Raw genomic sequence first — 13796 nt, 5'->3', positions numbered from 1 at the left:
GCTCGTCCACTGGGACTTCTGGCGGCGCTTCTCGCTGCCGCTGGACGCGCAGATCATCACCATCGTAGGCCCCAACGGCTCGGGCAAGACCACGCTGCTCGACGCTCTGCGCACGCTGTTCGCGCTGCGCTGCTCGGGCAAGCGCGACTTCCGCCGCTACGTGCGCCGCGCCGATCGCAGCTTCGCGTGGATCCGCGCGGTGGTCGCCAACCAGCCCGGCCACAGCGGCAAGCGGCCCTTCTTCCCCTGCCTGGCGGACGAGGTCACGCTCGCCTGCCGCATCCGCAAGGCCGGCGGCGACTGGATCCGCGACTACACCATCGTCGACGGCAATCTGGCGATCGAGGCGCTCGAGCAGACCAACGACTGGATCGGCCTGCGCGACTACCAGAACCGCCTCGCCTGGGGCGGCCTGACCCCAGCCATCACCAAGGTGCTCGCGCTGGAACAGGGCGACACCGACAAGCTGTGCGAATACTCGCCCAAAGCCCTGCTCGAACTCGTCTTCGACGTCTTCGGCGACAAGGAGGTGCTGGACAACTACCAGGCCGCGCGCGAGGAGCAGAAATCCGCCGAGCGCGAGTTGAGCGAGCTCGGCATCGATCTCGACCGCCTGAAGACCCAGGCCGAGGAGAAAAAGGCCGAGGCCAACCGCTTCCTGGAGTGGAAGCAGCTTGCCGACGAAGTGCAGGCGCTGGAGGCCGAGATCGTCCCCCGCCTCGAAATCGCCGAACTCGAGCGCGAGATTGCCAGCGAACGCGAAGCCCTGCAGCGCGTTGGCCGCGAGCGCGCCGAGAAACTCGTCGAGCAACGCGAATCCCGCCAGCGCCTGGAGGGCGTGCGTATCGAGCAGGAAGGCGCGCAGGCCGAGCGCAAGCGCCTGAAGGAAAGCGACACCGCCTCCGAAAGGCACTACCTCGCCGCCCACGACCGCGTGCGCGACCTGGAGAAGCTGCTCGACGAGCGAGACATGCTGCGCGCCCAGCTCGCCAGCGAACACGGCGCAGACGCCGTCGCACTGGAAAAGGAGCATGAGGAAGCCGACGCTGCGCTCGCCGCACTGCGCCGCAAGGAGCGAGAGCTGGTCACCGCCTTCGAGGAGAAGACCGACACCCTGCGCGGCGAGCGCAACCGGGCCGGCCCGCCGGGCGACACCGAGGTGGCGCGCTTTCGCGTCAAGCTCACGGCCGACGGCATCGCGCACAAGAGCCTGGCCGAGGTGGTGGAGGTCATCGACCCCGCGTGGCAGGCCGCACTCGAGGCCATCCTGCGCCCCTACCGAAATCTGATCCTGCTCGAACGCGAAGCCGACCGGCATGCGGCATGGGCGCTCGGCGAGCGCGAACGCTTCCGGCACTTCATCGTCCCGGAACGCGAGAATGCGCCGCCTCCGCGACCGATGAGCCTCGCTGAAGTGGTCGAGTTCAGTGCCCCGGTGCCGCGCTGGCTCGCCGACTTGCTCAACCGTATCCGCCGCGTAGAGCACGCCGAGGCCGCGCGCGACCTGCCGCGCGAGCAGGAATGGATCACCCGCGACGGCTACCACCGCGAGCGCCGCGGCGCACGCCACCTCGGCCGGCCGCAGGAATTCCACTTCGGCGAGCTCGCCCGCCAGTCGCGCATCGCCGCGCTGCAGGACGAGATCGCCGGGCTGGACAAGCAGCTCCAGGCCCTGCGCCCCAAGCTGGATGCGGCCGCAGCCCGGCTCACCACGATCCGCCAGCGCCTGCTAGGCCTGCAGTCGGCGCAATTGCTCGCAGCCAAGGCCGAAACCTACGTAAGTGCCGAAACCGAGCTGCCCGCCGCGCGCAGGGCGCTCACCGAAGCGATTGCCGAGCGCACCGAGACGCGCGGCGAGATGGACCGTCTCGCCGAAAAGCTCAACGGCATCCAGATCGAGCTCGACCGCCGCAATCGCGAACTCAAGGCCATCGACCTGCGCCTGGCCGACATTGCGCGCGAGCACGGTCCGCGCCGCCACACCCAGGCCGAACGCATCCTCAAGCTGCGCCGCCGTCGGCGCGGCATGCCCGCGCACTGGCTCGACACCAGCGAGCTCGCCCTGCTCGCAGACAAATACGGCGATGCCCGTGGCGCCCGCCTGCAAGTCGAACGCCTGCGCCGCCACCTCGACGAAGGCGACTGGATCACCGACCCCGCGGTGCTGGTCGTGCGCGACCGCCTCGCCGCCGACGTCGCGCTACGCGAGCGCGACTACCTCAACCGCCAGGGCTACTGCACCACCGCACGCCTGCACACCGACAACGCCCGCGCCGCCTACATCGCCAAGCTGCGCGCCACCGTGCGCCAGTACGCGAAGAACCTGAAGGCGCTCGGCGAGTTGGCCAACGTCAGCGTGGACTGCCCCACCCCGCACCTGGACAACGACGACCTCTCGCTCGCCCAGGCCGGGCTGGAGGTGCGCTTCGACTTCGACCGCAAGGGTGCGGTGGGCCTCAACGACGGCGAGGCCTCGGGCGGGCAGCAGGTCATGAAGTCGCTGATCCTGCTGATCGGCCTGCTGATGGACGAATCCCGCCCGGGCGGCTTCGTCTTCATCGACGAGCCCTTTGCTCACCTGGACGTCGCCAATATCGACCGCGTCGGCACCTTCCTGCGCGCTACCCGCGCGCAATACCTGATCACCACGCCGGTCACCCACAACGCAAACGTCTTCGCCCCAGCCCAGCTGACGCTGGTCACGCGCAAGAAGCAGCCCGGCACCGACTGGGCGCCACCGATCGGAGTGCTGCAACGGGCGGTGGACTGAGCAACCCGGCCTTCACGGTAACCATGAAGGCCGGGTTGCTCAGGGGGCAGCGCTTCAGCGCTCCAGCAGCGCCTCCGCCGGCGCGCCGATGCGCACGTTGCCCCAATGGCGGCCATTCACCATGATCGGCATGGCGATGTCGCACAGCACCTCGCCCGTGTCGCGCAGGAAGGTCTGTAGCAGCATGGACTCCGTATTGCGCGCCGCGCGCAGTTCGGGCGGGCGCTCGAACTTGCGGCAGGTGCGGTTGCCGACCAGATCCTTTTCCGGATCGCCGGTGAGCGGCTTCGAATAACATGCGTTGTGCGCCGAGAGGTAGCTGTCGGTGTTGACCGCAACGGCATAGGCTGCACCGCGCGCGCGCTCAAGCGCCTCGTCCAGCATGCCCTGGCAGCGACGGGTGAATTCGTCGCTCCAGGCCACCTTGAACTTCGTCGGATTGGTGCCGGCGATCGGGCGGTAATTGCGGTCGAAGACGTCCACCTTGGAATCTGCCATGGCCTGCAGTGTCGCCTGCACCCGGTCGCGGAACTCGCGCGCCTGCGTGACCAGGTTGTCGAAGGCGCCGCTGCCGATGGTGAAGCGCGACACCAGCTCCTGCACCGCTTCGGTCGACTTGGTAAGCTCGTTGGTGCGGCGCTCGCACTGGTCCATCTGGCCGGCCACGGTAGTCGACAGATCGTGGATCAGGCTGACGTTCTCGTGCACGCGTGCGTTGGTCTCGTTCAACGACTCCATGCCCTCCGCAATTTGCGTGAGTTGCTCGCCGGTCCGCTCGAACTCGCCCACCATGTGCTCGAACTGCGCTGCCGAGCGCGTGACCACCTCGCGCGTCTGATGCACGTCGGCGTTGATGACTTCGTTCTCGGAGCGCGTCTCACCGACCAGCTCGAGCATGCCATTGATGTTGCCGACGATCTCCTGGGTGGCCTTGTTGACGCGCTCGGCGAGCTTGCGCACCTCGTCCGCCACCACGGCGAAGCCGCGCCCGGCCTCACCCGCGCGGGCAGCCTCGATCGCAGCATTGAGCGCGAGCAGGTTGGTCTGATCGGCGATCTCGCGAATCAGTGCGGCAATCTGCATGACGCTCTCAGAACGCTGCGACAGGTCGTCGACGGTGTGGTTGAAGCGCTGCAGCTTCTCGCTGACGAGATTGATCTTCTCCGCCACGTTCTGCACCTCCGCGAGCGAAGCGCGTGCGATCTCGAGGTTGCTGCGCGTCGAACCGTCGATCGCACGCGCGCTGCCCGACACGTCGGCGATCGCCGAGGTGGAACTGGTGCTCGCATCGAACACCAGGCGCGTCATCTCCCCCTGCTTGCGCGCGTCACGGGCCGAGTTCTCGACACCCAGTTTCACCTGAACCGCCTCGCGGGCAATGCTGACGCTCATGGTGCGCACGCTGCCGATCACCTCGCGCATCTTGACCGCAAAGCGGTTGTACCCCTGCGCAAGCTCACGCAACTCGTCATGCGTGGTCAGTGGCAGATCACGGGAAAAGTCGCCCTGCCCCTGGGCGATCTCGTTGAAAATGCGTGTGACGACCCGGATCGGGCGCACGATCAGGTGTCGCAAATAGAGGATCTGCCCCACCAGGAACGCGACTGCGAACGCGGTGAGTATCAGCATGGCGTACAGCCCGAAGTCGAAGGCTGCACTCACCTGGGCGAGCGTCTCGGGCGAGGCGCTCCCGGCCCGCAAGGCTTGCTCGACGTCGGCGTGCAGGCTGCTCCAGATCGCGAAATAACCGAGATTGAAGACGAGCAACATCAACAGGCTGAGCAGCTTCTTGGTCAGCGAGTTCCAGAAGGTCCGCTCCACTGATTCGTAAAGTTCGCTGAACGTGCTCATGAGAATCTTCCGCCAGAAGAAATAGTCTGAATGGACTAATCGGTCAAAGAGCGCCGGACTTTAGCCCAGCCGTGCAGAAACGTGCACCCGGGTAAGCACGCGATTGCCGCATGGTGCCGGGCCTGCCACAATTACGCCTTTCGCGCCGCGGTCGCACCCGCGCCGCATCCACTCTTACCGCCCCGACACCGACCATGTCCGACCAGACGAACACCCCGCCCCAGGACGAGAACCACCTGATCGCCGAGCGTCGCGAGAAACTCGCCGCCTGGCGCGCCAGCGGCAGCGCATTCCCCAATGACTTCTCGCGCGAGAACACCGCCGGCAAGCTCGATGAGCTCTACGGCGAGAAGGAGGCGGACGCGCTGGAAGCCACGCCGGTCGAGGTCAAGGTGGCCGGCCGCATCATGTTGAAGCGCGTCATGGGCAAGGCGAGCTTCGTCACCATCCAGGACCTCTCCGGCCGCATCCAGCTCTACGTGCAGCGCGACGGCGTGGGTGAGGACGTGTATGCCCAGTTCAAGACCTGGGACATCGGCGACATCGTCGGCTGCGTCGGCACGGTGTTCAAGACCAAGACCGGCGAGCTGTCGGTCAAGGCCAGCGAGATCCGCCTGCTGACCAAGAGCCTGCGTCCGCTGCCGGACAAGTTCCACGGCCTCACCGACGTCGAGCAGAAGTACCGCCAGCGCTACGTCGACATGATCATGAACGAGCAGACGCGCTTCACCTTCGTGGCACGTAGCCGCATGGTGCAGTCGATCCGCAACTACATGACGGGTCATGGCTTCCTCGAGGTCGAGACGCCGATGATGCACCCCATCCCCGGCGGCGCCGCGGCCAAGCCCTTCACCACCCACCACAACGCGCTCGACATGGAGCTGTTCCTGCGCATCGCGCCGGAGCTCTACCTCAAGCGCCTGGTGGTGGGCGGCTTCGAGAAGGTGTTCGAGGTCAACCGCAACTTCCGCAACGAAGGCCTCAGCCCGCGCCACAACCCCGAATTCACCATGATGGAGTTCTACGAGGCGTACGCGAACTACAAGACGCTGATGGACTTCACCGAAGGGCTGATCCGCCAGGCCGCGCGCGAGGCGCTGGGCACCGAATCCTTCGTCTACCAGGGCCGCGAGCTGGATTTGTCCAGGCCCTTCCACCGCCTCACCATCGTGCAGGCGATCCGCAAGTACCATCCGGGCTTCACCGAGGTGCAGCTGGCGGATGCCGACTGGCTGAAGGAGAAAATCGTCGCCTTCGGCGAGAAGGTGAAGCCGGGCGGGCTGGGCAGCCTGCAGCTGCAGTTGTTCGAGGCCTGCACTGAGGCCGAGCTGTGGGAGCCGACCTTCATCATCGACTACCCGGTCGAAGTCTCGCCGCTGGCGCGTGCCTCGGACACCGACCCCGAGATCACCGAGCGCTTCGAGCTCTTCATCGTCGGGCGCGAAATCGCGAACGGCTTCTCCGAGTTGAACGACCCCGAGGACCAGGCCGCGCGCTTCCGCGCCCAGGTCGAGGCCAAGGAAGCCGGCGACGAGGAAGCCATGTACTTCGACGCCGACTACATCCGCGCCCTCGAGTACGGCCTGCCCCCGACGGGTGGCTGCGGCATCGGCATCGACCGCCTGGTGATGCTGCTGACCGATGCGCCGGCAATCCGCGACGTGATCCTGTTCCCGCAGATGCGTCCGGAGTAAGCCGTCGGTGGCCGGGACCAGCCTCTTCGTTCTTCTCGACGACATCGCCAGCATCCTCGACGACGTCGCCACCATGACCAAGGTGGCGACCAAGAAGACGGCTGGAGTGCTGGGCGACGACCTCGCCCTCAACGCACAGCAGGTATCCGGCGTCGAAGCCGACCGCGAGCTGCCGGTCGTGTGGGCGGTGGCCAAGGGGTCGATGGTGAACAAGGCCATCCTGGTGCCCGCCGCGCTGGCGATCAGCGCGTTCATTCCCTGGCTGATCGTGCCCCTGCTGATGCTGGGCGGCGCCTTCCTCTGCTTCGAAGGCGTCGAGAAGCTGGCGCACAAGTACCTCCATGGCAAGGAAGATGCCGAGCACCGCCGCAAGGTGGTCGAAGCGATGACCAACCCCGAAGCCGACCTTGTCGTGCTGGAAAAGGACAAGATCAGGGGCGCGATCCGCACCGACTTCATCCTGTCGGCCGAGATCATCGTGATCGCGCTCGGCGTGGTCAGCGGCATGGACTTCACCACCCAGGTCGCCGTGCTGATCAGCATCGCAGTGATGATCACCACCGGCGTGTATGGGCTCGTGGCGGCCATCGTCAAGCTCGACGATGCAGGCCTCTACCTGCGCCGCCAGGCCAACGCGATCGCCCGTGGCACCGGCGCCACCCTGCTGTGGCTGGCGCCTTGGCTGATGCGGGCACTTTCGGTGCTGGGAACGCTGGCGATGTTCCTCGTCGGCGGCGGGATTCTCAGCCACGGCCTGCCACCTGTGCACCACCTTATCGCCTCGCTCACGGTCGACATGGAAGGCGTTGCAGGCGCGCTGGTGCCAAGCCTGCTTGACGGGGTGTTTGGCCTCATCGCCGGTGCGGCGGTGCTGCTGCTCGTCAGCCTGGTGAAACGCCTGCTGCCCGCCAAGGCACAGGCCGCGCACTGAGCCAGGCGCCAGGCCACACGCTCCGCCCCCCTGACCTGATGCCGCTCTTTCCAGCCCGGCTCGCCTTCGCCGATGACGGCACGCCCTGGTCCGAAGCCTTCGAGGACGTCTATCACTCCGCCCACGGCGCACTCGGGCAAGTACAGCACGTCTTTCTTGCCGGGAACGACCTGCCACAGCGCTGGAAGGGACGCGAGCGCTTCGTCATCCTCGAGACGGGCTTTGGCCTCGGGCTCAACTTTCTCGCCACCTGGGCCGCCTGGCGGGCCGATGCGCAACGCAGCACACGGCTGCACTTCGTCTCCTGCGAACTCCACCCATTCACCCGCGAGGATCTCGTAACCCTGCACGCTCGCTGGCCGGAGCTCGCGCCGCTCGCTACCGAGCTCCAGGCACGCTGGCCGGTCCTTGCACCTGGCCTGCAGCGCTTGCACCTTGACGGCGGACGGGTCACGCTGACGCTCTACTTCGGCGATGCACGCGACGGGCTCGGCCAACTGACACTTCGCGCCGATGCCATCTATCTGGATGGCTTCTCCCCCGCGCGCAATCCCGAACTCTGGTCGGAGCACATCTACAGCCAGCTCGCGCGCCTGTCCGCACCGGGGGCCACCGTCGCCACATGGTCGGTCGCCGGCCACGTGCGCAAGGGCTTGCGCAACGCCGGCTTCGTGCTCGAGAAATCGCCCGGCTTCCGCGGCAAACGCCAGATGTTGCGCGGCCGCCTCAACGTAGCCGTACCGCCCGAGACCGCACCCCATCGCCACGCGCTGATCATCGGCGCCGGCATCGCGGGCTGCAGCGTAGCCGAGCGGCTGGCGGCGCGTGGGTGGCGCATCGACCTGATCGACGCTGCGGCGGGCCCCGGCCAGGGCGCGTCCGGCAACCACGCCGGGGTGCTGCGCCCACTGCCCAGCCTGGACGACAACCGCATGAGCCGTCTGACGCGTGCTGGCAGCCTGTATGGCTGGCAAATGATTGCGCGCCTGAGACGCGACGGGTTCGCACCCAGGGCCGAGGCCTGCGGCGTGCTGCACGTCGCCCGGGACAACGCGCAGGAAGGCAAGATGCGCAAGGCGGTCGAGGCCCTCGGACTCCCTTCGACGCACCTGCGCTACGTGGAGGCAAAGGAAGCCGCGGCGATCGCCGGTTGCGCGGTGCGGCACGGTGGCTGGTTCTTTGGCGACAGCGGCTGGGTTCAGCCGCCGAGCCTGTGTCGTGCCCTGCTCGACAGCGCGAGCGCCAGCGCCCCCCTCCACACACATCTTGGCGCACAGGTCGATCGTATCGTTCACGTGGCTGAACACTGGGAGGCAATTGCCGCCGACGGCAGCCGGATCGCCGCAGCACCGACACTGATCCTGGCAGCAGGGACCGGCATCCGGAGCTTTCCACAGGCCAACACGCTGCCGGTCGTCAGCGCCCGCGGCCAAGTCTCGCTGCTGCCCGCCAAGGCAAGCAGCCCGCCACGCGTCGTCGTCTGCTGCGGGGGCTACATCAGCCCCGAGATCGACGGCCTGCGCTGCGCCGGTGCCACCTTCGCGGTGGACGACGACGACCCCACACTGCGCCCTGCCGACCACGCGGAGAACTTGGCCAAGCTCGAGAGCATGCTGCCCGGCGCGGCGCAAGGATTCGAAGCCGCGAAGCTTGCCGGGCGCGTCGGCTTCCGGCCGGCCTCGCCGGACCGGCTGCCCATGGTCGGCGCCCTCGATGTCGGACGAAAGCTGTTCGCGCTATCGGGGTTCGGTGCCCGCGGGCTCGTCTGGTCCATGCTCGTGGCCGAGCATCTGGCTAGCCAGCTCGAAGGCGACCCCCTTCCGCTGGAGCGCGATCTGGCCGACGCGATCCGCGCTGGACGCTTCGAAGCCACGAGCACCTGACCCCAAACGGGCGCCACATCACCTTCACCGTCGCACGCGTCCGAGCACGAATACTTACAAAGCCGCCACAATTCGCCAACTTTGACACGCTCTGAATCGATCCTGGAGACGGATAATTGAACTGTCGTACTCCAGCGACCGACCACGGGCAGCCAAGTGATCACCTATCGACGGATCCTCATCCTCGTAAGCTTCGTCACAGGCCTCATCTTCCTGTCGGCAACAGCCTACTTCGTCCGCCAGGACGAGCGTCGGAACACCCAGGAACTGCACACGGAGATCCTCGCCCTGCGGACGACCTATGAGGTCCAGCTGGCCGAGCTCGAACGCAACCTCGTCAACCTTGCGCAGATTCTTGCGAGTGAGCCCGAGCTCATTCGCCTGATGACGCGTGTCGCCGCCCTGCCGCACCCTGCAGACAGCTCGGAGCGCGGGGAAATGTTCTCCGCGCTCCAGGAAGACCTGCGTACCGTGCTCGAGCCGCGCTGGCAGGTGTTGCGCGACGAATTGGGCATTCGCCAGCTGCAATTGGTGACGCCGGACCTCATTTCGGTGCTGCGCTTGCATGCCCCCGGAGAGCATGGTGACGCGCTTGGCGAAGTCCGTCCCCTGCTCGAAGCAGCGGCCCGCGAGCGCATCGCCCAGAGCGGCTTCGAGATCGGCCGTGCGTTCGCCGGGCTGCGTGGCGCCGTGCCGGTGATGGCCCACCACGCAGACACCCCACCGGCGCTGGTCGGGCTGATCGAACTGGGGGCCCTTCTCGACGGTTCCATCGAGCGGCTGACACGGTCGACCGGGGTCGGCTACGGCGTGCTACTGAATCCCAACGCGGTTTCGGCCACGATGTGGGACGCCTTCAAGCCCCCGCGCTCACACGAGGACCACAGCTGCTGCTTCCTGCTTGCCCACTCACGGCCCGAGCTCCGCCAATGGATCCAGGAAGGCAGGCTCGCTCCCTTCAACGCCCCCTACCAGATCGAACGCATGCACGCCGGCGGGCAGCACTTCGACCTGCTCCGCGTCCCCCTGCAGGATTTCCGGGCAGAGCTCGACCCGGGTCGCGGACCGGTCGGCGCGCTGACGATCTGGCGCGACGTAACACCCACGCTTCAGGCGCTGGGCGCCGCACGGGAGGAGAAGATCCTCTCGGGTCTGGCGGGATTCCTGCTGGTGCAGGGGCTCATCCTCGGCGTCGCACACCTGTCGCGGCGAGAGTGGCGGGCACAACTGGTTGCGCAGACACACGAGATCTCACAGCTCGCCCAGCGCAACGAGGTACTGCTGATGACCGCCGAGGAAGGGATCTACGGTGTTGACCTCGAAGGTCACACAAGCTTCATCAACACCTCTGCCCTGCGCATGCTCGGCTTTCGCCAGGACGAGATCGAAGGCAAACGTCAGCATCTGCTGTTCCACCATTCGCACCACGACGGCCAGCCTTACCCGGAAACGGAGTGCCCGATTGCCAAGACGCTGAAGGATGGCTTGGTCCGGAGGCAGGAAGAGTGGTTCATCCGACGCGACGGCAGCGGCTTTCCGGTGGAGTTGACCTGTGCGCCACTGATCGAGGACGGGCGACTCAACGGCGCCGTCGTGGTGTTCCACGACATCAGCGAGAACAAGCGGCGCGAGGAGGCCCTGGTGGCGCTCGCCAACACCGACGCACTGACGGGGGTGGCCAACCGGCGCCACTTCCTCGAGCGGCTACAGGCCGAACTCGGTCGCGTGAGTCGTCACGCGACACAGGCCTCGCTGTTGATGATCGATCTCGACCACTTCAAGCAGGTCAATGACAACTTCGGCCACGCTACCGGCGATGAGGTGCTGCGCAACCTGGCCGCCCTGTCCCGGCAGACGCTGCGTCACTCGGACGTGATCGGACGCCTCGGCGGGGAAGAATTCGCTGCGCTGCTGCCGGACGACGATGCGGTGAGCGCAATGCAAACTGCCGAGCGCCTGCGCAAGGCGCTCGAGACCCATCCTGTGCGCACCGCGGACGGCACAGCCGTCACGGTCACCGCCAGCATCGGCGTCACCCGCCTGCGGCCTGACGATCGCAAACCCGAGACACCGCTCGGGCGCGCGGACAAAGCGCTCTACCAGGCCAAGAACGAGGGGCGGAACCGCGTCATGCTCCACCCATCGGACATCATTCCGCCGGAAGGCGCCTGAACCCACGCCCTCACTGCGTTCAGAGGCGGCGATCAAGCCGCTGCAGCACGCGCTCGCGCCCGAGCACCTCGAGCACCGCGTCAATCGCCGGGGTCTGCGGCACGCCAAGCACCGCCACGCGCAACGGAATAGCCACCTGCGGCATCTTCAGGCCGTGCTCGGCCATGGTGTCCTTGATCGCCTGCGACAGCGCGGCCTTGCTCCACTCCGTGTCCGCCAGGCGCGTACGCAGGCTGGCGAGCGCAGCTCTGGCGGCATCGGTCAGATGCTGGCCGATCACTTCCGGCGCAGGATGCACATCGGCCACAAACAACTCGACCGAGTCGGCCAGTTCGTTGAGGTTGGCGACCCGGTCCTTGTACAGCGCCACCACCGCCTCCAGCGTCACGCCGGTCTCGGGGTTCACCTCGCGCCGCGCCAGGCGGTTGGCGACCTCGGCGGCCAGCAACGCGTCGTCCGCCTTCCTGATGTACTGCGCGTTGAGCCAGTTGAGCTTCTCGGTGTTGAACTGCGCGGCCGAGGGCGTGATGTGGTCGAGGTCGAACCACTCGACGAACTGCTCGCGGCTGAAGATCTCGTCGTCGCCGTGGCTCCAGCCCAGGCGCGCCAGGTAGTTGATCACCGCCTCGGGCAGGTAACCGTCCTCGTCGTATTGCATCACGCTCACCGCGCCGTGACGCTTGGAGAGCTTGGTGCCGTCGTCGCCGAGGATCATCGACAGGTGGGCGTACAGCGGCACTTCGGCGCCGAGCGCGCGCAGCACGTTGATCTGGCGCGGGGTGTTGTTCACATGGTCGTCGCCGCGGATGACGTGCGTGATGCCCATGTCCCAGTCGTCCACCACCACGCAAAAGTTGTAGGTCGGCGTGCCGTCGGCGCGCGCGATGATGAAGTCGTCCATCTCGGCGTTGGCGATCTCGATGCGACCCTTGACCAGGTCATCCCAGGCCACCACGCCCTCGCTCGGGTTGCAGAAACGCACCACCGGCTGCACGCCCGCGGGCGGCGGCGGCAGGGTCTTGCCCGCCTCGGGGCGCCAGCGCCCGTCGTAGCGCGGCTTCTCGCCCCGCGCTCGCTGTGCCTCGCGGATCTGGTCAAGCTCCTCGGACGACATGTAGCAGTGGTAGGCGGCGCCGGCGGCCAGCATCTGGCCGATGACCTCCTTGTAACGGTCCATGCGCTGCATCTGGTAGAACGGGCCCTCGTCGTGCTCCAGGCCCAGCCACTGCATGCCGTCGAGGATCGCCTGCACCGCCGCGGGGGTGGAGCGCGCGACGTCGGTGTCCTCGATGCGCAGGATGAAGCTGCCACCGTGGCGACGGGCAAAGGCCCACGAGAACAGCGCGGTGCGCGCGCCGCCGATATGCAGGTAGCCGGTCGGGCTGGGGGCGAAGCGGGTGCGGACGGGACGGGATATGGAATTCTGGGGCATGGCAGCGTCGGTGCGGTCTTGGGCAAAACGTGGATTCTAAGCGATTGCCCGGGACATCGGCGGCCGTGAAGGTCGGAAAGCGCACGGCGAAGGACTCTGTGAGTCGAGAACAATCAGGCGTTCAAAGTCCCTGAACGAAATGGGACCTCGGCAACATCCAGCGCCCCGGCTGGCCAGGAAGCTCGACGAATCCGAAGTGTTTGTAGAAGGTGGCCGCAGCGGGCGATTTGGCATCGACGATGATGGCCGCCACCGCGAGCGTCTGGCTGGCGGCGGCCACCCGCTTGCAAGCATCGACCAACAAGATGGAACCCAGGCCCTGCCCTTGCGCCACTTCACTCACGGCAAGCCGACCGAGCAAGGCGGCAGGGACGGGGTAACGCGGCAGCTTCTTGCGCAAGGACTCGGGTAGCTTTTCGGCGGCAACGCTGGCGGCGCTCAGTGTGTAGAAGCCTGCGACCTCGCTGACCAGATCGGCCGGCGTCGCCACGAACACCCGCGCCACTCCGCGCTTGACGTTCTGCCTAGCATAGCGGTGCAAGTATTCATCCAGCGCCGCCTCCCCACATCCAAAATCGGCGGTCGCCGTCTCGTTGTCGAGCGCGCGAATGCGGTACTCCACTCAACGCACCTGGCTGGCGTGGCGGACGAACGCCCTCTGCAAGGCCGGAGCGGGGTGAGCCGGTGCATCCAGGGCATCGAGAAACGCGGAAAAATCCTGCTGCGACAGCGTGATGGCCTCGTGCTGCTGCACCAGAGTCTGGGCCTGCTCGACAGCGTTTCGCAGCACGAACTCCGACACGCTCATGTGCGCGTAGGCCGCCGCCTTGTCGAGCAGACGCCGAACTTCCTGGTCACACCGGATGTGCAGGCGGGTGTCTTTGGTCAGGGAGTTCATCGAGCGCTCCTAGGAAAACAATGCGCTAATTGTGCGCCAGTCGTGCGCACAACTCAAGGGTGAGCACGATCCCTGTGAGCACGATCCCTCGCCGCGCTTGCTGACTGCATCCGACCCGGAAGCGACATTCGTCATCTCGATGGTGCAGCGGCGGGTTTCTGAGCG

Annotated in this window: 8 protein-coding genes and 1 pseudogene; 5 read left to right on the top strand and 4 right to left on the bottom strand. The window is 66.7% G+C overall.

Going from position 1 to position 13796, the window contains the following annotated elements:
- Nucleotide 1 precedes the first annotated feature (1 nt).
- Nucleotides 2–112, top strand: a pseudogene (locus tag ACUH78_RS14295) (AAA family ATPase); the annotation flags it as partial.
- A gap of 2712 nt (nt 113–2824) precedes the next feature.
- Here ACUH78_RS14295 and ACUH78_RS14290 read toward each other — a convergent pair.
- A complete protein-coding gene (locus tag ACUH78_RS14290; RefSeq protein ID WP_445333798.1) occupies nt 2825–4621 on the bottom strand; it encodes a methyl-accepting chemotaxis protein in 1797 nt (598 codons plus the stop codon).
- Between the two features lie 194 nt (nt 4622–4815).
- On the opposite strand from ACUH78_RS14290, the gene lysS reads away from it, so the two are divergent.
- The 4 genes from lysS (at nt 4816) to ACUH78_RS14270 (ending at nt 11301) form a co-directional block, all read left to right on the top strand.
- Complete coding sequence (lysS, locus tag ACUH78_RS14285; protein ID WP_418363220.1) at nt 4816–6315, top strand: lysine--tRNA ligase; 1500 nt, start codon at nt 4816–4818, stop codon at nt 6313–6315.
- 7 nt (nt 6316–6322) lie between these two features.
- Nucleotides 6323–7246, top strand: a complete 924-nt coding sequence (locus ACUH78_RS14280) for a DUF808 domain-containing protein (RefSeq protein ID WP_445333797.1) — start codon at nt 6323–6325, stop codon at nt 7244–7246.
- A 38-nt stretch (nt 7247–7284) separates the two neighbouring features.
- Nucleotides 7285–9129 (top strand): bifunctional tRNA (5-methylaminomethyl-2-thiouridine)(34)-methyltransferase MnmC2/FAD-dependent 5-carboxymethylaminomethyl-2-thiouridine(34) oxidoreductase MnmC1, encoded by a 1845-nt coding sequence (gene mnmC / locus ACUH78_RS14275; protein WP_445333796.1) that lies wholly within the window; start codon nt 7285–7287, stop codon nt 9127–9129.
- Nucleotides 9130–9285: 156 nt separating this feature from the next.
- A complete protein-coding gene (locus ACUH78_RS14270; RefSeq protein ID WP_445333795.1) occupies nt 9286–11301 on the top strand; it encodes a sensor domain-containing diguanylate cyclase in 2016 nt (671 codons plus the stop codon).
- Between the two features lie 19 nt (nt 11302–11320).
- On the opposite strand, the gene gltX is transcribed toward ACUH78_RS14270, so the two are convergent.
- From gltX to ACUH78_RS14255, 3 genes are all read right to left on the bottom strand, one after another.
- The gene (gene gltX / locus ACUH78_RS14265; protein ID WP_445333794.1) at nt 11321–12733 is read right to left on the bottom strand and encodes a glutamate--tRNA ligase; all 1413 of its coding nucleotides are present in this window, start codon (nt 12731–12733) and stop codon (nt 11321–11323) included.
- A 121-nt stretch (nt 12734–12854) separates the two neighbouring features.
- The gene (locus ACUH78_RS14260) at nt 12855–13355 is read right to left on the bottom strand and encodes a GNAT family N-acetyltransferase (RefSeq protein ID WP_445333793.1); all 501 of its coding nucleotides are present in this window, start codon (nt 13353–13355) and stop codon (nt 12855–12857) included.
- On the bottom strand, nt 13356–13631 hold the full coding sequence (locus ACUH78_RS14255) for a type II toxin-antitoxin system TacA family antitoxin (protein ID WP_435751084.1): 276 nt from the start codon (nt 13629–13631) through the stop codon (nt 13356–13358).
- Nucleotides 13632–13796: the final 165 nt, after the last annotated feature.

The organism is Thauera sp. ZXT1-4 (assembly GCF_052598215.2).
The sequence above is the reverse complement of the archived record's forward strand: the minus strand, read 5'-3'. Positions and strand labels throughout refer to the sequence as shown.